The sequence below is a fragment of the Limnochorda sp. L945t genome (assembly GCF_035593305.1).
Taxonomy (GTDB): domain Bacteria; phylum Bacillota; class Limnochordia; order Limnochordales; family Geochordaceae; genus Carboxydichorda; species Carboxydichorda subterranea.
Window position 1 is genome coordinate 1857596 of record NZ_CP141615.1, and the last position, 21098, is coordinate 1878693.

13 protein-coding genes are annotated in these 21098 nt (G+C 68.0%); 5 read left to right on the plus strand and 8 right to left on the minus strand.

Annotation, left to right across the window (positions count from 1 at the left end):
- Positions 1-111: 111 nt before the first annotated feature.
- The 4 genes from U7230_RS08690 to U7230_RS08705 all read left to right on the plus strand — a co-directional run bounded on the left by U7230_RS08690 (position 112) and on the right by U7230_RS08705 (position 7177).
- Positions 112-2856 (plus strand): glycosyltransferase, encoded by a 2745-nt coding sequence (locus U7230_RS08690; RefSeq protein ID WP_324715452.1) that lies wholly within the window; start codon positions 112-114, stop codon positions 2854-2856.
- Positions 2840-4054 carry a glycosyltransferase gene (locus tag U7230_RS08695; protein WP_324715453.1) on the plus strand — a complete coding sequence of 405 codons (1215 nt, stop codon included), beginning with the start codon at positions 2840-2842 and terminating at the stop codon, positions 4052-4054. The genes U7230_RS08690 and U7230_RS08695 overlap by 17 nt, the downstream gene beginning before the upstream one ends.
- Before the next feature lie 53 nt (positions 4055-4107).
- Positions 4108-4887, plus strand: a complete 780-nt coding sequence (locus U7230_RS08700) for a GNAT family N-acetyltransferase (RefSeq protein WP_324715454.1) — start codon at positions 4108-4110, stop codon at positions 4885-4887.
- A gap of 115 nt (positions 4888-5002) precedes the next feature.
- Complete coding sequence (locus tag U7230_RS08705) at positions 5003-7177, plus strand: molybdopterin-containing oxidoreductase family protein (RefSeq protein WP_324715455.1); 2175 nt, start codon at positions 5003-5005, stop codon at positions 7175-7177.
- A gap of 55 nt (positions 7178-7232) precedes the next feature.
- Here U7230_RS08705 and U7230_RS08710 read toward each other — a convergent pair whose 3' ends face one another.
- Positions 7233-8228, minus strand: a complete 996-nt coding sequence (locus tag U7230_RS08710) for an SAM hydrolase/SAM-dependent halogenase family protein (RefSeq protein ID WP_324715456.1) — start codon at positions 8226-8228, stop codon at positions 7233-7235.
- Positions 8229-8401: 173 nt separating this feature from the next.
- Here U7230_RS08710 and U7230_RS08715 point away from each other — a divergent pair, with 173 nt between their 5' ends.
- Positions 8402-8887 (plus strand): DinB family protein, encoded by a 486-nt coding sequence (locus tag U7230_RS08715; RefSeq protein ID WP_324715457.1) that lies wholly within the window; start codon positions 8402-8404, stop codon positions 8885-8887.
- Between the two features lie 45 nt (positions 8888-8932).
- Here the strand turns inward: U7230_RS08715 and U7230_RS08720 are convergent, their stop codons facing one another.
- The 7 genes from U7230_RS08720 to U7230_RS08750 form a co-directional block, all read right to left on the minus strand.
- Positions 8933-10714 carry a hypothetical protein gene (locus U7230_RS08720; protein ID WP_324715458.1) on the minus strand — a complete coding sequence of 594 codons (1782 nt, stop codon included), beginning with the start codon at positions 10712-10714 and terminating at the stop codon, positions 8933-8935.
- Between the two features lie 92 nt (positions 10715-10806).
- On the minus strand, positions 10807-11229 hold the full coding sequence (gene fliS / locus U7230_RS08725; RefSeq protein ID WP_324715459.1) for a flagellar export chaperone FliS: 423 nt from the start codon (positions 11227-11229) through the stop codon (positions 10807-10809).
- A gap of 30 nt (positions 11230-11259) precedes the next feature.
- Positions 11260-11751: a hypothetical protein gene (locus U7230_RS08730; protein ID WP_324715460.1), complete on the minus strand. Its 492-nt coding sequence runs from the start codon at positions 11749-11751 to the stop codon at positions 11260-11262.
- A gap of 2 nt (positions 11752-11753) precedes the next feature.
- The gene (fliD, locus tag U7230_RS08735) at positions 11754-13304 is read right to left on the minus strand and encodes a flagellar filament capping protein FliD (RefSeq protein ID WP_324715461.1); all 1551 of its coding nucleotides are present in this window, start codon (positions 13302-13304) and stop codon (positions 11754-11756) included.
- A gap of 33 nt (positions 13305-13337) precedes the next feature.
- Complete coding sequence (locus U7230_RS08740; RefSeq protein WP_324715462.1) at positions 13338-15380, minus strand: tetratricopeptide repeat-containing glycosyltransferase family 2 protein; 2043 nt, start codon at positions 15378-15380, stop codon at positions 13338-13340.
- A gap of 96 nt (positions 15381-15476) precedes the next feature.
- On the minus strand, positions 15477-16289 hold the full coding sequence (locus U7230_RS08745; RefSeq protein ID WP_324715463.1) for a flagellin N-terminal helical domain-containing protein: 813 nt from the start codon (positions 16287-16289) through the stop codon (positions 15477-15479).
- A gap of 619 nt (positions 16290-16908) precedes the next feature.
- Positions 16909-20487, minus strand: coding sequence for a glycosyltransferase (locus tag U7230_RS08750; protein ID WP_324715464.1), 3579 nt, complete (start codon positions 20485-20487; stop codon positions 16909-16911).
- Positions 20488-21098: the final 611 nt, after the last annotated feature.

The window sequence follows — 21098 nt, forward strand, 5'->3', positions numbered from 1 at the left end:
TTACACCGCGGGCGCACGATGCCCCGTGGAAGCTCGCCATGGTGGGCCTTCGCGTGGAGCGACGGCAAACCGGCCACCGGGCGGGCCTCCGCCGAGAGGGTGGCGGCCGCGGTGTATCGCTATGCGCTTCTTCCGGACCGTGCTCGAGGGCAGGTGACCCCTGAGAGGCCCGCCCCCGGTGATGCCGAGCCGGCCGCTCGGGTGCCCGTCTCCCGAGGGCCTTTCCGGATGGACACCCACTGCCATTCGACCGCCTCCTCGGTCCCGTCTCACTGGCTGATGCAGGCGCTGCGCATGCCGGAGTGCCCCACGCCCCCCGAACGGGTCTACCGGGTCGCCAGGGCCCGCGGCATGCACGGCGTCACCATCACCGACCATGACACCATCGACGGCGCGCTGACCCTGGCCCACCTGCCCGGCTTCGTGGTAGGCGAGGAGGTCACCGCCCGGTTTCCCGAGGACGGGTGCCCGGTGCACGTCGTGGCCCTGGGCCTGACCCCGCACGATCACGAACGCATCCAACGAGCCCGACACGACCTGTACGAGCTGGTCGCCCTCCTCCGGGAACGCCGCATCGCCCACTACCTCGCCCACCCCCTGGCCCCCGTGGGCCCCCAGCTCTCGGCGTGGCACGTCGAACGCCTCTTGCTCCTCTTCCACGCCTGGGCGGCCGCCGACGCCGCCCACACCCCGCGCCTGCACGCCGCCACGGAGTGGCTCGTACGGTGGGCCAACGAGGGCGATCACCTCGCCATGCTGGCCGAGCGCCACGACCTTCCCGTGCCGCCCGCGCCTTCCATCTGCCTGACCGGCGGGTCCGACGACCACAGCGGGCTGACCATCGGCCTCTCGTACACCGAGGCGGACGGAGCGCGTACGGTCGACGAGTTTCTCGAGGCGCTGCGCCAGGGACGGGTGCGCCCGGGCGGGATGAAGGGTGACGACGTGGCCCTTCCCCGGGCGGTCTACAGCGTCGGCTACCAGGTGCTCAAAGAGCGTGGCATGCTTCCCGGCGGTCTCGGGCGGCTGGGTGTGGTGTTAGACGGCTGGCTGACGCCGCCCGGCTCCACCCCGGCCACACCCGCCGCCCGGCCGGCGGGCGTTTGGGCACGGCTGAGCCGGTCGGGGCGCACGGGCTCTCCGGGCCGCCACGCCGGCCATCCGGTCGTCTCGGCGGCGGTCCTGCGGGCCGCCGATTGGTGGTTCTCCCGGACCGTCGCCCTGGCGGCGAAGCGGCTCGCCCGGGGCGGCGTCCAGGCCGTTCTCCAGGATGCGGCCATTCTGAGGGCGGCGCTCACGGCGCACGGGATGATGCTCCCCCTCTGGATGACCATCGCCCAGCAGCGCAAGGACGAGCGGGCAGCGGCCCACCTGGCCGCCGCCGTCACGGAGGCAGACCCTGGGGCCTCGCAGGAACTGGGCCCGCTGCTGACAGGCGGCTCGTCCGTCGGCTACTTCGTGGACACCCTGGACGAGATCAACGGCGTGAGCCTCACCTCGCTTCGGCTCGCGGGGTGGGCCGCCCGCACGGGGCACGACCTCACCGTGCTCGGCGCCGACGTCGACCGCCGCCGCCTCACGCAACGAGCCGCCTCCCGGGTGCGGCCGCTTCGCACCATCGCCCGCATGCCGCTGCCCGGCTATCCGGCGCTCATCCTGCACGTGCCCTCGATGACCCAGGTGCTGCAGCTGGCCTCCTCGTTCGACGTGATCCACGCCGCCACGCCCGGGCCCGTGGGACTGGCCGCCCTGGCAGCCGCCCGCATGCTGGGGCGCCCGTTCACGGCGGCGTATCACACGCACCTGCCCGAGTACGCCGAGGCCCTGACCGGGAGCCCCGAGCTGGCGCAGCTCGCCTGGCGGGCCATGCGGTGGTTCTACGGAGAGGCGGACCGCATCCTGGTGCCGTCCAGGGCCGTGGCGGAGCACCTGCTGGCCCACGGGATCGACGCCGAGACCGGCGGGCAGCGGCTCGTGGTATTTCGCCGGGGGGTGGACACGGAGGCCTTCCACCCGCGCCACCGGGTCCCGGGGTTTTGGGCCAGGCGGGGAGTGCCCGAAGGGCCGGCCCATCCCGTCGTCCTGTACGTGGGCCGCATCTCCAGAGAGAAGAACCTTGACGCCTTGCTGAGCCTGGCGGCGGGCCTCGGGGCCAGCGCGTCGCTGCGGGCGCTCGGCGTCTTTCCCGTGGTAGTGCTGGTCGGCGAGGGGCCGTACCGGGAGGAGCTGGAGCGGCGGGCGCCGCCCAACGTGCGCTTCACCGGGCCGCTGACGGGGGCGCAGCTGGCGGCGGCGTACGCGTCGGCGGCCGTGTTTGCGTTCCCGAGCGTGACCGACACCTTCGGCAACGTGGTGCTGGAGGCGATGGCGTCGGGGCTGCCGTGCCTCGTGACCGACCGGGGCGGGCCCCAGGAGCAGGTCGTGGACGGGCAGAGCGGGTGGGTGCTGCCGGCGGAGCGATGGGTCACGGAGGCGCTGGGATGCCTGGAGATGCTCCTGGGGCGGCCGGAACTGCTGCAGGCCATGGGTGCCCGGGCCAGGGCGGAAGCCGAGCGGCGCCCGGTGGACGCGGGCCTCGAAGAGATGTGGCGGTCCATCGCGCAGGCAGCCCGGCTGCCGGCCGAACGGGCGCGGCGTTCCGCTCCTGCCGAGCATGGGGCCGTTCCTGCCGGGACGGCGAGATCCGACAGGGCCGTCGCCGTCCACGGGGCGCCCGCGGCGGCGGGCGCCGGGGCGGCTCCGGGTGCAGGCAACGGGACGGCGCCGGCAGGGGTGCGCGCCGCTGCCGCGACGGAGCCGGGAGCGCGCCGCCTCGGGGCGGTCGCGGCGGTGACCTCCGGTGCCCTTGGTCGTTGACCTCACCCACTTCCTGCACGCCCGAAGCGGTGGGGTGCGCACCTACCTGCGCTACAAGGGGCGCCACCTCGAAGCGGCGGGGTGGCGGCACGCCATCATCGCTCCCGGATCCCGGGACGGCATCCGGCGCCTGGAGCGTTCGCTGCTCGTGACCCTCTGGTCGCCGGTGGTGCCGGGGGCCGCCCCCTACCGGGTGCTCGTGCGCACCCGGGCGGTGCTGGCCCTGCTGCGGCGGCTGCGCCCGTCCGTCATCGAACTCGGCAGCCCCTACCTGTTGCCCAGCGTGGCCACCGCGGCAGGCCACCAGTTGGGGGCGCCCGTGGTGGGGTTCTACCACGCGCACGTGCCCCAGGCCCACCTCGAGCCGCTCATCGGGATGCTGGGGCTCGCCCGCGGGGGCACGGTCGACCGGGCAGCGAGCGAGGCCGCCTGGCACTACCTGCGCCGGGTCTACCGCCCGCTCGACCGCCTGGCGGCCCCTTCGGCCGCGATGGCGACCGAGCTTTCCCGGCATGGGGCCGTCCCACCGGCCGGCTGCACGGTCATCCCGCTCGGCGTCGACACCGAGGACTTCCACCCCCGTCACCGGTCCGCCGAGTGGCGGGCGGCGCACCTGGTGGCGGGCGCGCCGGCGAACGGTGCCGGCCGGGTCGTCGTCCTGTACGTGGGGCGCCTCTCGCCCGAGAAAGGAGCCGCCCGGCTCGTCGAACTCGCCGCCGAGCTGGAACGGGCGCAACCCGGGAGGTTCGTCGTCTGGATCGTGGGCGACGGGCCGCTGCGGGCGCAGCTTCAGCGTGCGGCGCCGCCCAACGTGGGGTTCCTCGGGCACCTGGAGGGCCCGGCCCTGCGCACGGCTTACGCGAGCGCCGACTTGTTCGTGACCGCTTCCGAGAGCGAGACGTTCGGGCTGGCGCCCCTGGAGGCGCAGGCGAGCGGGCTCCCGGTGGTGGCGCCGGCGAGCGGGGCGCTGCCCGAGGTGGTCGATCCCCGGTCGGGGCGGCTCGTGCCGTCGGCCGCGCCTGCCGCTCTGGCGGCCGCCGTGACGGCGCTGGCACGGCAACCGTCGGAACTGGCGGCCAGGGGGCGCTCGGCCCGGGCCTTCGTGGAGGGACGCTTTTCGTGGGAACGCACCTTTCGCCGCCTGATGGCCCTCTACGCGGACGTGCTGGCGGCGAGGCGCCGCCCGGCCCTGCGTTGACGGCGGAGGTCGCCCAACGATCGGGACGGCTCGAGGGGAGGCCGGCCTGGCGCGTGCGCCCCTACCTCCCCTCCGACCGGGCCGCCGTCCGGGCCATCTGCATCCAGACCGCGTGGGCGGGGAGCAGCGTGGCAGAGCGCTTCCCCGACCCCGAGCTCTTCGCCGACTTTCTCACCGCCTACTATACGGACGCCGAACCCGCCTCCACCTGGGTCGTCGAGGCGATGGAGCCCGCTTCGGACCGGGAGCGGCCCCGCGTCGTCGGCTACCTCACGGCCTGCCTCGACCCGGCCCGCTTTCGCCGCCACCGCCTGCGCACGGCCCCCGGCATGGCGGTGCGGCTGCTCGCGATCCTCGTCCGCGTGCTGGTGCACACCTTGGGCGAGCGCCTCCGCGGCGTTCCCGCCCCCGCCCCGGGCGCCCGGCAGCTGCGGTTCCTCGGATGGCTCGTCGGGCGCTCCTGGCGGGAAGTGCCCCAGGCACCGCCCGGTTGTGGCCACTTCCATTTCAACATCTTGCCGGCCTGGCGTGCCGCCGGGGCGGGGCTTGCCCTGGTGCGGGCGATGGAGGCCAGGGCGCTCGAGGTGGCCCGCCTCGGGCGGATCCGGGGGATGTACGGGCAAATCGCCATCGGCGAGAGCCGGCGGTCGGCCGCCCTCTTCGAGCGGCTCGGCTGGAAGCTGTACGACAGCCGCCCGTTCACCAAGTACGGGGAGCCGGCGTACGGCGAGCCGGCCGGCCACGCCGGTGCGCCGGCCCCGCCCGGCTCGCGCAGCGCCGACGGCGCTCCCGCGGCCCGCCGCATGGCGACCTTCTGGAAGCCGCTTCCCTGACGGCAGTGACGGAAGGCCGCCCTGCCCCGCCCCACCCCGCCCCGCCAGGAGGTCGCGCCCCGCAAGGAACCCCCACCCCCGCGGCGAAGCCCATCCGCCACAGGAGGAAGTGCTAATGCCAGGCGTACCGGGAGCGTCTCCTTCAGCTCCGGCCTCTGTCGCCACCTCGGCCGCCACCGCCGGCTCGCCACCCGCCGCCGGCGCCGTCGTGCGCACCGTGTGCCCGCACGACTGCCCCGACCAGTGTTCGATCCTGGCGACCGTGCACGACGGGCGGCTCGTCAAGGTGGCCGGCGACCCGGCGCACCCGTTCACGGGTGGCTTCTTGTGCGCTAAGGTCAACCGCTACCCCGAGCGGGTCCATTCCCCCGAGCGCATCCCCACCCCCCTGCGCCGCGCCGGCCCCAAGGGGAGCGGCCGCTGGGAGCCCGTCTCGTGGCCGCAGGCCCTCGACGACATCGCCGAGCGCTGGCAGGCCGTCCGCGCCCGCTGGGGCCCCGAGGCCATCCTCGCGTACGCCTACAGCGGCAACATGGGCCTGGTGAGCCGCAACCTGCCCCGGGCCCTGTTTCACGCCCTCGGCACGAGCCAGGTCCACGTCGGCACGGTCTGCGACACCACCGCCGAAGCCGCCTGGGAAGCCACCCACGGGCCCGTCTCCCCCCTCGACCCGGAACGGGCCGCCGGCGCCGACCTCATCGTGGCGTGGGGCGCCGATCCGCTCACGTCCAACGTGCACCTGTGGCCCTTCATCGAACGGGCACGCTCCCGGGGCGCCCGGCTCGTCGTCATCGCCCCCTACCGCAACCGCACGGCGCAGCGGGCCGACTGGTGGATCCCGGTGCGGGTGGCGACCGACGGCGCGCTGGCGCTGGGCGTGGCCAACGTGCTCTTTCGGGAGGGGCGGGCCGACGTCGCCTTCCTGGAACGGGAAGCCGAGGGGTGGCGGCGCTGGGCCGAGGACGTGCTCCCCCACTACCCGCCCGAGCGGGTCGCCCAACTCACCGGCGTCCCCGCCCCCGACGTCCAACGGTTCGCCCGCCTGCTGGCCGGGGCGCGGGCGCCTTTCATCCGGATCGGGGCGGCGCTGGGGCGCACGCTGTACGGGGGCGCCGCCGTGCGGGCCGTCGCCGTTTTGCCGGCCGTGCTGGGCGCCTGGGCCCGCACCGGCTCGGACGGCCACCCCGTTGCCGGCGCTTACCTCGAGAGCTCGTACGCGTTCGCACTGGATTACGAGGCGCTGCGCCGGCCCGACCTGCTGCGACGGCCCGTCCGCCGGGTCAGCCACACCCAGCTCGGGCGGGCGCTCACCGAGTGGGACGACCCTCCCGTCAAGGCCCTGCTCATCATGGCCAACAACCCGGCCGTCACCTGCCCCGACGCCGGCCGGGTGCGCCGGGGGCTCGAGCGGGAGGATCTCTTCGTGGTCGTGCACGACAGCTTCATGACCGACACGGCGGCGCTGGCCGACCTCGTGCTGCCGGCGACGACCTCCATGGAAAGCGAGGACGTCTACCGCAGCTACGGCCACCTCTACATCCAGTACGCCCGCCCGGTCATCCCGCCGGTCGGCGAGTCACGCTCCAACGCCTGGGTCGTCCGGCAACTCGCGGCCCGCTTCGGCCTCGACGACGAGGTCTTCCGGCGAGACGTGGCCGGCCACGTGCGGGCGCTCCTGGCCGGCCAGCCCGAGGAGCTCGTCGAGCGCGTGCTCTCGGGCCAGCCGGTCAAAGTCCCGCCCACGGGCGGCCCCGGCCGCTGGCGCACCGCCTCGGGCAGGATCTCTTTCGTACCGCCTCCCAACTTCACGGCCGACACGGACCAGCCGCGCAACGGCACGGCCACCCGCCCCGCCGGTGATGCGGGCGCCCGAGCCGGCGGGGCCGGCGACCGTCCCGGCCGCGTCGCAGGCGCCGCCGAAGCTCCCTATCCCCTGCGGCTGCTCACGGCGCCGGGGGCCGTCATGAGCCACACCGGGTTCGAGGCGGTGGCCACGCTCAGGCGGCGGGCCGGCGCTCCGGTGTGCCTGCTGCATCCCGAGGATGCCCGCGCCCGGGGCATCGCCGACGGCCAGCCGGTCATGATCTTCAACGAGCGCGGCCATGTCGGGCTGCGAGCCCGGGTCACCGGGGACACGCAGCCCGGGCTCGTGGTCGTGGAAGGGACGAGGGCCACCCGGGCCTATCTTTCGGGCGGCCCCCTCAACGTGCTGACCTCGGATCGGATGGCCGACGTGGGGGAGGGCGCCACCTACCAGAGCACGTGGGTGGACGTGCGCCCCCTCCCCTGAGCCCGGCGACGTCATGCCCGCCACCCCTGCCCGCTCACGGCCCCCGGCGGGCGCGTCACGGCCCGGACCGCCGCTTGATGGTCACCTTCGCCCCCAGGCTCGCCCCGAACCGCTCCTTGGCGCTGCCCATGTTGACCGCAATCTCCACCAGGTCGGTGCTCGCCAGGAAGACCAGGTCCTCGCCCTCGGGCACGTCCCCGTACGTGTGCACCCACACCGACGGGATGGCCGTGTTGCCCACCTGTACGACCAGCTGGTCCCCTATCTGCAGCCCCCACCGCCGCACCATCTCGCCGGTGATGTTGGCCTGAAGGTTGCCGTACTGGTCGATGAAAATGATCTGTCCGGTCAGCGCCTCTTCCGTCTGTTGCGCCGGTTCGACCGCCAGCCGCACGTAGTCGCCGATCTCCGGGCCCACCGCCTCGACGGGCCATCCCGCCGCCAGATGCGCCGCCACCGGGGTGAAGATGTCCCGCCCGTGGAACGAGTACGACACCGGCCCCGGCCGCATGTAGCTCCGGTTGATGATGTGCCGCACGCTCTTGACCCCGAACTCCTGCATCACCAGCGTGAACAGCCCGTTGTCCGGCCCCACGTACACGTGCCCGTTGCGAGTTTCCACGACGATCGGCCGCCGCTCGGTGCCCACGCCCGGATCGACCACGCCCACGAAGACCGTCCCCGCCGGGAACTCCCTCGCCGCAAGCCACAGCGTCACGGCGCCCTCGTGGATGTTGTACGGTTGGACCTGGTGCGTGATGTCGACGAGCTTCACGTCCGGGAAGGTCGCGAGCGCCACGCCCTTGATGGCGCCGACGTAGAAGTCCCGCTCCCCGTAGTCGGTCATCAGGGCGACGACGCCGTTGGGAGTGAAGCGCTCCTGGCCGCCTGCCTCGGCCGCCCGCGCCGCCGGCGCCAGCACCGGCACCCCCGGCGTCGCCCACGGCACCCCCGCGACTCCTGCCAGCCCCCACGCGGCTGCCGCCACGACGGTTGCCACGGCCACTGCCAGCGCCGGCGCGGCCGAAGGCCTCCTGACCCACCGGTTCATGGACTGCCAGACCTCCTGTCCGGTTCTGCATTGCGCGGCTCGCTGCTCGGCTCGTTGCGCTGCGGAGGCCATACGACGTCTTCCATGCATTCCCTGCGAAGGGAGCCCGCCCTGCGAGGCGAACCCCATCGGCGACATCGTGGCGACTCCTGTTGCGGAGGGACGGTATCCCCATGGATGAAAACAGACCGGACGCGGCCCTGGCCCGTGCGTATCTTCCGTCCTTGCTCGACATGACCGCGGAGCGGATCCGGGAGGCCCTCGCCGGCTTGAGCGACGCCGAACTCCGCGCCCGCCCCCAGGGCCTGGCGCCGGCCCTGTGGCAGATCGGGCATGTGGCGCTGAGCGACGCCAACCTGGCCGCCCGCGCGGGGGAGGCGGTGGCGTTGCCGGAGGGTTACGCGGCCTTGTTCTCGAGGGGTTCGACGGGAGATGGGGAGTTGCCGCCCAAAGAGGACGTGCTGCGGCTTTTCCAGGAGGCGCACGACCGGCTGCTGCGCCTGGCCGGGGGCGACCTCGACCGCCCGGCCGTCTCGCCGTCGGGCGCGTACCGCACGGTGGGCGAGGGCCTCGTCTTCATGCTCTACCACCGGGGCTATCATCACGGGAAGCTCATGACCCTGCGGGCGCTGCTGGGCAAGCCGCGGCTGCTCGGTTGACGGCGGCGCCCGACGCCGCCCGCGGCCGGGGCACGTGCCCCGCCCCTACAGCGCACCGCTCAGGAAGAGCATCTCGGTGAGCTCGTCCGCCTCCGGGTCGTCGGGGTCGATGGCCGTGTAGAGGCGGATACGTTCGCCCACGTGGTGCCGTAGCCGGTACGGGAGTTCGGCCCACCGGTCGTCCGTCACCAGACCCTCCTGCGCGAGCCACCGGTAGAAGTCCCGCACGTCCAGGGTGAACGTCTCCGCATCCGACGGGCTCGAGGGATAGCGGCGCACGTACGTCCAGAAGAAGAACGCCGCCAGATAGCCCCCGGTCGCGTCGAGCAGCCCGGCCGGCGGCAGGTCCTGTCCCGAAACCAGGTACGTGCGCAGCGTCTCGATGTGTTGGAGCTTGCGCGTGCGGACCCGTTCGCCGAGCCCCTGCTGCTGGAGGTGCAGGTCCCACCGGGCGAGCAGCGCCTCGTCAGAAGGCCGGGCACCGTCGTAGGAGAGCCCGGGCCCGCCGGCGGCAAGCCGGCCCTCCTCGTGGGAGACCCGCCCCGCCTTGCCCCGGGCATAGGTGCCGGCGCCCGCTCGCGCGTAGGCGCCGGCCTCGGCCTCCCGCCAGGTCTCGTCCATGCCCAGTGCGTCCTGCGCCTCCTCGAGGTCGACGGCCAGTTGCCGGAGGTGCCGCTGAATGCGGGCCGCCAGCGTGCGCCGCAGCTCCAGCCGTCGCAACCGCCCGGCCGCTCGCTCGGCCGAAGCCGACTCGGCCATCATCCTGTCGACCCGGGCGAGCAAGGCCACGTCATCCGCCAGCGCGACCGACCGGTGGCGCTGCAGGACCCCGGGGTAGCTGCCACGCCAGAGGTCACCGCCCTCGCCACCCCCGCCGATCAGCCGGATCCGCGGGTCACGGGCCACGGCCTCGTCAGCCGGCGAACCCGGATACGTCCCGAAACCCGGAAGCTGCGCGTAGGCCTGCAGGAGGAGTTCGTCCAGCAGGGAGCTACAACCCCTGCGCAACTGCGACACGACGAAGTCGCACAGGCGCCGGTCGTCTGCGCGAATCCGCTCTTCGTCCCGTTCTTCAGGGCTTTCGGGAGTGACGCGCAGCACGTGCGCACGCGCCTCGTAGCGCACGATGAGGTCGGCCCGCTCGTCCCATTCGCCGGGAAGCCGGTACGGCGCCATGGCCGCCGTCGTCTGGAGGTGGAGCCCCCTCCGCTCTTCGCCGACGTCCCGGAGGAGGCGCTCGAGCAGCTGCCTCAGGTCGGCAGGGGCGAGCACACGGGCACGTCGGCCTCCCTCGCCGGGATGCCGCTCGCCCTCGCCGTACCCGCCGGCCCCGCCCTCCCGGTCGCCCTGGTCTTGCTCGCTGCCGTCGCCACGCCGGGCGGCGTACGCCAGGAAGAAGTCCATGATCTCCGCCGCCTGCCTGCGGACCTCGGCATCGATCTGCCGTTCGAGGGCGTCGGCGTCGGCCTGGGGCAGCGTGCGCGGCAACGGCCGCCCATGCGGGTCGACCACACCGGCATTTTCGAGGGCGGTCCCGAACGGCTCGAGCCGCCAGAGGGGCAACATGCGGCCCCAACCCCCGCGGGGCGGTCTCAGGCGAAAAGCCTTGCCCTCCAGTACCACGCGGGCCGGTGCGTACGTGCCCGTCCCGCTTCGCACCATGAACCGCAGGCGGCCCACGGCCTCCCGTACGGACGCCTCTGTGGTCTTGCGCTCTTCGAGGCCGAGGGCCTCCACCACCCGTCGCACCAACTCCCGGATGTGGATGGGGCCCTGCAGCGCCCGGCAGAGATCCTCGGTAGTAGCCCGGATCGTGCGGCGAGCCAAGCCGGCCTCTCCCCCTCGGGAGCGAGAGATTGGCCGGACGCGGCATGCGAACCTGCACGCCCGGGCGCCTCTTCGCGCGCCCGGAGCACGGTTCAGGCAGTCGGGCCCGTGCCAGCCCCGGCTGGCTGCGCCGGGGCCGGCGTGGCGGCGGCCGCCTGCGCCCACGCGTCCCGGAGGCCGGCCAGCAGGCTCTCGACCTCCTTGGCAGCCTGGGCATCCTTGCGGACGTTGGCGTGCACGAGACGCCGGTACATGTACTCGTAGAGCCGCAACAGCTTGGCTCCCAGCTCGCCGCCCGCCTCCACGTTGAGCGACGACATCAGCTCGGCCACGATGTCCTGGGCCTTGAGCAGGTGGCGCGCCGAGGCGTCTCGGTCCTTGCGCTCGATGGCCTCCTGCGCCGCCTTGCAGTTGCGGATGCCCGCGTCGTACAGCATCACGATGAGCTGCCCCGGCGTGGCCGTCTCGACCTGCTGTTTGCGGTACGTCCCCAACACCTGCTGCTGGTAGCCCAACTCGTCCGCCTCCCGTGTGGCCTGTGCGGCTCAAATCTGCCCGTCGAAGAAGGCCCCGTCTTGCCGGGCAGGCTCGATCACCGCCCGCCGATAGGCATCGGCAGCTCCCCGCCGCCCCTTGACCTCCCGAAGGCCCTCCAGCGCCTGCCGCCGCAATGCCGTAGCCCGTTCGGCGGTACGGCGGTCGCACTCCAGCACAGCTCGGGCAAGTGCGGCCATCTCTTCCTCGAGCGCGTCCCGGCCATCTGCACGCCGCTCATCCGTGCCGGCTTGCCTGCGCCGCTCGAACCAGTGCGCTACCCTCCGCTGTGCTTCGCTCCGTTCCGCCATCAGCTGCTCCAGCAGGTCAAGGTCGGGCTGCGGCTCGGCGAGTTCGGCCTCCATCTGCTCGGCCGCCCGCAGCAGCGATTCCATCTGGCGGATGGGTTCCAGGGTTTCGGGCTCTGCGGGTGCGACACTTCGCTCCCCCGGCCGGCTGGCGGGGTCTGGGTGGCGCTCCCTCCGGCCTTCTTGCGCTGTCACGTTCATCCACCAGTCTGGGCGAACTGCTGCCCAAGCCATGTCGCCTGGCTGCCGAGCTGGGCGAGCACCTGTTCCATGACCGTGAACTGCCGGTAGTAGCGCTCCTCGATGGTCGCCAGGCGCTCTTCCCAGCGCTGGATCTGGTCGTCGAGCAGCTCGATCTGGCGGCCGAGCCCGCTCTGGTCGACCTCGATGCCCTCGAGGCCGGCCCGGTCCCGGATGAAGCCGACGGCGTCGTCCAGCTCCTTGCCCAGCCGCACCGCCACACCTTGCGTGTCGGTGGTCGCCCCGGACGCTCCGAAGAGGGCCGCCACACCGTCCGGATCGGCCTCGAGCGCCTGCCGCAGCTTCGCCTCGTCGACGTGCAGCAGGCCGTCCTCGAACCAGTCTCCGGTCGTGATGCCGATGCTGGCGAGGGTCGTATACGTCGACCCCGTCCCGTTCACTGCGCTCGTCACGGCCATGCGCATCTCCGACCCAATGCGCACCAGCAGCGCATCGCCCTGCAGCAACCCCTGCCGGGCCTTCTCCTCCCAGGCCTTGATCTCGTCGGGGGTCATTTCTTTCTTCTGGGCGTCGGTCAGCGGCGGGTAGTCGTAGAGGCGCCGTTCGGAGACCTCCAGGTTGATCTGGCCGAGGGCCGCGTTGTACTGGTCGACCCACGCCTTGATGCTCGCCACCACAGCGTCGGTGTCCTGCGACACCGTAATGGTGGTCGTGCCCAACCCACGCAGGTCGTACGTCACGCCGGCGATGGTGAACTGGTTGGTGGGTTCCTGGAGCCCCGTCGCCCCGTTGAGGTCGAAGACCGCGTCCTGTCCGCTCGCCGTCGTCGGCAGCTTGAACAGGTCAGCCCACACGTTGGCCGTGCCACCGCCCGAGAGCGTGACCGCCTGGTCCGTGACCGTAAGTTGCACCTTCGAGCCGGTCTCTTTGCTCGATAGGAAGAGCCGGTCCAGGGTCGCGTCATACGCCGCCGTCACCCCGAGGCCGGCGTTGTTGATGGCGGCAACCACGTCGTTGATGTCGTCGCCGGCCGCGGCGCTGAACGACAGCGTCTTTGTGTGCTGGACCCCCTGGCTGTCCGTCACCGTCAGCGTCAGATCGATGGTCGGGCTTGCAGTGGTATCAATGCCGAACTGGGTCCACAGGCTCGTCCGGTCACCTGTGGGAGATCTCGTAATGGCCCCCGAACTCGCCACCTGGATACCCTGGGCCAGCTGCGTCACCTTCACGGTATAGACGCCCTCGGGCGCTCCCGCACTCACCGACGCGACGGCGACAGCTTCGTTGGTCGAGGTGGCCTTCCTGGCAGCGAACGTCGAGCTGTACTTCAAGGGGCTGACAGCGTTGCGTAACTCGTCCAGGCCCCGGCGGATCGCCCAGTAATCCTGCTTCGTCCAGACCAGTAGCTGTCGTCGCTGCTCCAGCCTGTCGACCGGGATCCGCTCGACGGTCATGAGCTTCTGCACGATCTCGTCGATGTCGAGGCCGGACGCGAAACCGAAAAAGCGCAGCCGGTCACCCGAGAAGCTGATTGGATTCATGCCCATCGAGGGTTCCCCCTCCGGTTCTAGTTCCAGCTTCTAGTTGCCGCCGTGAACAGACTCGATGGGTGCAAGCCTCGCAGCGAGCCGGTCTCTCTGCTCCCGAAGGCGTGCAGCCCAGGGAAGAAGGGCGATGCGCTCGTCCAACAAGTCGATGGCTTCCCGTACCCGACCGCGCTCCGCAAGGAGCGAGGCCAGCGCTGCCGCTATCCCATGGTCGGCCTTGTCAAGCTCGGCCGCATAGCGGAGCAGCTCTTCGGCTGAGTCCCAATCCTCTCGCTCGAGCGCCGCCTGTGCGAGGATGGCGGCGCTCTTAGCATCCACATTGCCGTGTTTCGCCGCGTCGAGCAGCAGCTCCACTGCCGCGGGCTTGTTCCCGTAAGCAAACAGGAGCTTGCCCAGCGTCAGTCCTGCCTCGAATCGAGATACGCCCTGACGCAAGATATACTCCACGAGCCGGTCCGTGGCCCTGAACTGTGCCAGTGCCAAGGACCGATCGACCAGTTGCCAGGCTGCAGCAACGCGCTCCGCCACATCTGCAGTCAATTGCGCACCCAGCATGCTGTCCACCACTTGCTCGCGTCCGCCGCAACCGATGCCTTGGAGTACTTGGATACCTGCGGCAAACCTGGCGGGGTGCATCCGCGCAACCAACTGGCCCGCGAGTCTGTGGTCTCCGAGACTAACAGCCGCGATCGCCCCGTCCAGTGCGATCCGGTCTCGGACGACTTCACCCTTGAGAGCCTCTGTGAGATTGGCCCGGGCCTTGTCTACCTCCCCGAGCGCGGCCAAAACGATACCTTTTCGCAAGGCACGCTCGAGCCGAGCTTTATCGTCGATCTGATCGAGTACGTCCAGGGCCTTGGAATAAGCTCCTGCCTGCAGTAGGACTTCGGAGATGGCCACCAGCATTGCTGGATGACGGTTTGCGACGTGATCCAGCACGAACGAAACCACGTCGTCCACAGGGTCACTGCTGAGTAAGAGCGTGGCGAGAGCTCTTGCGGCACTTCGGAAGGAGGGCCGTGAGTGCAATGCTTGGAGGTAGGCGCCCACCGCTTCCTTACGCTGCCCCATCGACTGCAACACCCGGCCAAGCTGAAACCAAGCCCTGTACGAACCGGTTCCAGATAGCATTATTTGGAACGTTCCAGGAGCCGGATCTCCCTTGCTCACTGCATCCAGGAGCATTAACAAAGCACGTCGAAAATCCCCAAGGTCCATGGACGCCTGTGCGTCAACGAAGTATAGATCGGTGCAGGCGGGGTATGCGGCCCGGTAGCGATCGCTGGTGCGGAAGAACTCTTCCCAACGGCCTAGCCTCGCGTACACAAGAATGAGACGAAGCGCTGCTGGCACGATGAGCGTGTGGCGCGACTCCCGCTCCAGGAGTTCCAATGTCCGTTCGTAGTACTGCGCCGCTTCCTCAAATCTCCCCAATGCCTGATATTCCTGTCCAAGATAATAGTGCCAGCGCGGCTCTAGCGGTGCAGCTTGCAGCTCTTGGCGGAGCAGCTCGAGGTTTCGGTTGTGCTTTTGCTTTCCCGCCACGAGCCAAGGCTCATAGCCCCGGTGTACCACCTCAATTCGCGAAGGGAGCACCCCGAATTCCTTTTCACGAAGGGGGCCACTGATCTGCTCGTGAATGCGCCCTTCGAAGCGGTAGCGGGGGTCATTGCGAAACAAGGATAGCCTCTGCGAGACCAGATGAGCATCCTCATCCTCCGGGAAATGGTGGATGTTCACCAGGTAACCGTCTGCTCGCCCGGACATGGCCGTCGCAACAAGAACCTCCGCCGAGCCCTCCACCAGTTCCTCATCGGCGTCGATGATGAACACCCACTGTCCAGTGGCGACTTCCAGCGCCCAGTTTCTGGCCGCCGCGAAATGGTCCGGCCACTGGCGATAAATGACCCGGGCACCCAGCGCGTTCGCGATCTCCGGCGTCCGGTCTGTAGAGCCTGTATCGACCACGATGACCTCGTCCACGGCACCTTGCAGGCTCCGAAGGCAATTGCCAATGAAGGGCTCCTCGTCCCGGGCGATGATGCACGCCGAAATCCTGCACACGTCTTCCATCATTGGCACACCTCGTCGCGTATCTATGATCGTGCCTCCCGAGACGAAAAGGGGGGAGGGGACGGATACCCGCCCCTCCCTTCGAAAGCACCCTACCCATCAGGCAAGCAGTTGGAGCACCGACTGCGGAACAGCATTGGCTTGGGCTAGCATTGCCGTGCCAGACTGCAACAGAATCTGGTCCCGAACGAAGGCCATCATTTCCTTGGCCATATCCGCGTCCCGGATGCGCGATTCAGCCGCCGTGAGGTTCTCAGCAGATACGTTGAGGTTCGCGATCTTGTGGTCCAGCCGGTTCTGGACGGCGCCCAGCTTGGAGCGTTCCGTCGACACTAGCTCGATCGCATTATCGATGGAGGCAATGGCACTCTCGGCGCTAGCCTGAACTGTCACAACCAAGTTGTTGACGGCAAGAGATGTCGCGTCCATCGAGTTGATTGCCAAGCTGAGGGTCTCGTTCTGATTGGCTCCGACATGGAAGACGCCGTTAGTAAAGGAGCCGTCGAGCAGAGTCATGGTGTTGAACTGCGTCCTGGTGGCAATGTCGTTGATCTCGCTCACCAACTGGTTGATCTCGTCCTGGATGTGCTGTCGGTCCTCGGCCGTGTTTGTGTCGCTTGCAGCCTGCACGGCTAGTTCCCGCATGCGCTGCAGGATCGAGTGTGTCTCGTTCAGGGCACCCTCAGCGGTCTGAATCAGCGAGATGGCGTCCTGCGAGTTCTTCACAGCCATGTTGAGGCCGCGGACCTGTCCACGCATCTTCTCGGAAATCGCCAGGCCAGCTGCGTCGTCGGCTGCCCGGTTGATGCGCAACCCAGAGGAAAGCCGCTCCAGGGACTTCGAGATGCTGAACGAGGTCTGGTTCAGGTTACGCCAGGCGTTCAGGGCCATCACGTTCTGGTTGATCCGCACAACTCACCACTCCTTTGGTGATTTCCCGCATCCGTGCGGGCCGGTCGAACCCTACGCTACCGCTCCGTGAGTGTCCAACGCGTCCCCGGCCGGTCAGGCCGCACCCGAGCAGTGCCAAACCCGCGCGACCACTCCTTCCGCCTATGCTACTCCCTGTATCGGACGTTCGTGCTTCCACTTAAGGGGTGCCCGCAAGCGACCGCCCAGTACGTGGCTCCTCCTCTACCTTCGCCGGGCACTCACCGCAAGCGGGTACCCAGCTCCTACGATCGTTAGCATCTAGTTGGTGCGTTCTCCCGGCTCGGTTGAGGATAATACACGCCGTAGGAGCAGCAAATCCCAGTTATGGGAGTTACCGCCAGCTCCCTATATCCCATCGTGATGGGCACGAGCAAAGATGGTCAGACCTCTGCCACCCGGTCGTGATCTGGAAATGCACAGACGCCGAAGACCCATAAGGCGGAAAGTCACGCTAGCCTATCCGCCCTTCTGTGAAGCTTCTGAAGGTGCGCGAGCTCTAGCCCAAGCAGACCAATATGCAGAGCCCCGCCTTTCCCTCTCGTCTCTTCCCACCCCATTGCATCCCCAGGTCCGCACAGGCAGGCAGCAATGGTCACCTTTAACCGCGCGCGGACATCGACATGACTGAGTGGAGTGCCCCAGGAGCACCTCTGCCAACCGTCGAGCCATCAAGGACAGGAAGCCCGCTAGCCCTTGCCTCCCGGGCCAGACTTCCCTGGCGAACTCCGGGCAATGAGACGAAGTGCGTAGCCGCACGATATACAGCCCCGCGCTGGGCAGAAGGTAGGCGCCTTGCCTCAACCGCGATATCATCACGCGTGTCCAGGTTGACACCCAGCTCATTTGCCACCCTGCGCATGGAGGCGATCACATGGTTGAACCACTCTAGCTCCGCCGGCTCCACCCAGACCACGAGGCCCAGGTTGCCCCCGTTTCCAACGCCCTTGAGGTACTCTTCGATGAAGCCAAGCCATGCCGCATCGGCGTCCGACGGGTCGGGCACGCACAGCAGAACTCGCTCGGCAGAGAGGCCTACATCGAGCGATTCGCCCTGGGGCGAGAAAATGGCCTCGTACGCCAACGGCACATATACTTCTGCCAGGCGATAACCCCCCCGCTGGAGGACGGTCGCTGGGTTGTAACCGCCCGACTCGAACGCTACCTCCCACTTGGCCGCAAACAGCCGCCGGTTGACCTCCATCAGCCGGGCGTAATCCGAGGGGGCCTGCCTGAAGGATTGGCTGCCGTAGTGATGCACGAAGACATCATCAGCAATGGCGAGCTTATATCCTGCCAGTTGCGCCCGCAGCGAGAAATCGTCGTCCTCGAAGTTGCCAACGCCAAACAGCGGGTCAAACCCGCCGATTTGCTCGATCACCTCGCGCTTGATCATCATAAGAAAGCCGATGAGTCGCATCGTCAGGCGCAGGGAGCCGGCATGTTTGCGGAACCACTCCTCTGCCCAGGCATCCAGCGACTCCTCCGTGTAAGAGGCTCCCTCGACAAGCTGCGGCCCGACCACGAAGTTGGTCCGAGGCCCCACTGCCCCCAGCTTCGGTTCCACCGATAACGCGGCCAGCAGGCGACTCGCCCAGTGCGGGGTCACCACCACGTCGTTGTTCATCACCACCAGATACTCGCCCCGGGCGCGAGCCATGCCCTGGTTGCACGCCACCGGGTAGCCCACGTTTTCCGCATTCCGGATCACCGTCACATGATCATGGCCACGCGCGAACTCCTCGATAACCTCCTTGGTCTCCGGGTCTGTGTCGTTATCGACAATGATCACCTCAAACGGCCGGTGGGTATGCCGCACCAGCGCCTCCAGACAGCGCCTGGTAACTGAAGGCCCATGGCGCACGGGAATAATAACGCTGACCAGGTCGGCCTGAGGGCAGAACCAGTCGATACCCCACAGATCTTGTGGCCTGGGCACGGCTCCGGAGTAGGCTGCATACAGTTTCTCGTAGAGCTGGTTGGTACTCTGCTGCACCAGATAGGCCGTCTTGGCCTGTGGCTCGGTACGGAAGCTGGCCTGGCCATGGTGAAGGACGAACACCGATGGGACAACGACCTGCTTGTACCCAGCCTTCCACAGCCGCCAGCTCAGATCGAGGTCGTCGTTTCCCAGAAACAGGGATTCATCGAACCCGCCCACCGCCTCAAACGCGTCCCTCCGCACCGCGAGGCAAAACCCTATCAGCAAGCGGGTCTCGACCGTCTTTTCGCTCCACCCCTCCCGCAGACGAGCTCTCAACCAGTCGATGGAGACCTGCGGTGGGACGTTCTCCAAGTATCTCGCAACATTTTGCAATCCCGCTGCATAGTTCGACACGGGACCCGACGCAGCGATCTCTTCATTTTCCAGCATCGGCCTTACCAAGTCATCGATCCAGGAATCGAATACGAGGGTGTCTGGATTAACGAAAGCTACAAAGCGATTGCGAGCGATCCTTGCGCCTATGGCTGCACCTGCCGCATAGCCTACATTGTCTTGAGAGAAATGTACTGTAAGCAGCTTCCCAGGTTCCTGTTGCGCAATTACGTTCAAGTAGGACGCCGTCGCGTCTTGTGATGCGTTATCGACCACGATGAGTTCGTCGTCAGGCTGCAACTCACTTAATATGGATTCCACACACGGGACAATCGTGCGGAGCGAGTTATGGGTCACCAGGATAACCGACACGCGTGGGCGCGGTGTGGTTTCGGTCTTCCCTGTTCGGGGAGGTCGCATCGAGCTTATGACGCCCATCCACAACCGATGAAGCCTGACATTGTTTTGCTCCTCGTGCTTGTGCCGCCCAGGTGTAGCGCTCTCGTAATGAATGGCAACGCTTCGGGGCTCGTAGACGATGTCAAGGCCACGGCTCCGTACTTTTAGGCATAAATCAACATCCTCGTATCCGTTCTTGTAACCCTCGTCGAAACCTCCAACCGCCTGGAACACCTCCCGCCTGACAAGCATGGATGCGCCAGTTACTGCATCCACTACGGCAGCTTTGTCGCCGCCATCGTCGGGCATCCCATATCGAACATGCATTGCAGTCAAGGGAAAAGGGGCTCCGTACCGTATCTGGACTCCTGCGTGCTGAACTCGGCCATCGGGGAATAGCAGCTTCGACCCCACGATTGCAATCCTGGGACTAGCTTCTGCTGCCGCCACCAGCGCGTCAAGCCATCCGGGCTTCACTTCGGTGTCGTTATTAAGGAACACGATGAATGGCGCGCGCGCCGCTGCGGCTCCTTGATTGCACGCCGCCGAGAATCCCAGGTTTTCGTTGTAGCGGAGGACCTTGACCCAGGGGAAGAGCCTGGGAAGGTCGATCGCCGTCTCATCCGTGGAGCCGTTGTCAACAACGATAACCTCCGCGCGTCGGGTAACGCCGGTCCTTTCAAGTGACGTCAAGCAGGCAAAGGTGTATCTCCAATTGTTATACACAGGAATTACAACGGAAGCTCGGGGAAAGGATGGCGCGCTGCTGCTCTCCGTTGCATGCCGAATCGCTTCTGAGGTGGGCCTTGGTTGTGGAGTATGTGGTGCTTGGTCTCCTGCCGCGCGAGAGCTCCCCGGCAGCGATGCAGCTACCTTCGCGCCTAGCTGCGCAAACACCTGCCGCACCCTGTCAGCTTCCTCTGGCGACGCATCCAAAAGGGCGCGCAAACCTGATGGATAATCACTTCCAACCGCCACGACGCCAAGGCCATATCCGTGATGAAACTCGAAAGATGGATAACGACCCTGCAGCTCAGACCATAGCTTCCAGACCCCAAACTCCCGCTCCTTTACCTGTGTATCGTGGAGCAGTACCACCCCTCGCTCACTCATCTTTGGAAGCCACGTCTCAAAATCGTGCTTCACTGCCTCATAGACGTGATAGCCATCAATGTGCAGGAGATCGATGCTCGCATCAGGGAACTGCGTCACTGCCTCATCAAATGTCGCCTGGATTAGCGTTGAGAAATGCCCATACAGCGGGTCATGGTGCGCCCTCAGATCGGCCAGTACCTCCGGCCCATAGTAGCCCGAGTGGGGATCGCCGCGCCAGGTGTCAACCGCGTAACACCTGGTGGAAAGCCCGAGCTCGCGCACTGCTTGACAAAACGCGCAATACGAGTCTCCCCCATGCGTGCCAAGCTCCACTAAAACCCTCGGCCTCAGCACGTCCACGAGCCACATCGCGAACGGTACGTGTTGGTGCCACGTAGAGCCCGGCGTCATCCGTAAAGGGGTGCGCAGGCAAATGGGATGATCCTCTAGGGTGAAGTCCCTCGAACCATTCTTACCGGCCATGTGCGCTTCCCAACCTCATTTCTATCCGGGATAGCGGACACCAGCTAGTCCCCGGACGCGCCCATGTTTAGGTCACATTGATTGCCACCGGGTCTTTCTAAAGCGATTGCGCGCCCAAGTAGGTCCGTTACTTGTTTCGTTCGGAAGGGTGGGAAAGTTAATATGCCCTTTGCGAATTCTGGCATCGCCTCCACTGCGGTCCGCGCGGAGCGCAGCCGCCGCCAGTCCAGCGGTGGCTGGGGCCGCTGACGTCGCGCTCCTCACCAGGCTGGCATTGTGGCGGGCCAAGTCCCACCATGCGCTAGACGCGGCCCCCCGGCAGCGAAAGCCGGAGCTCCGGCGCACCCTGCCGGCCCGCATCTGGAAGCATGTGCAGGGGCTGGCCGCGCACCTCGAGGGCCCAAGCGATGGCTTGGCCTGCGGGAGAGCTGGCAGCAGGCGACCGCCAAGCCCTATGCCGGCGACTCCACCCTGTTTTTAAGCAACGAGGCGTTCCT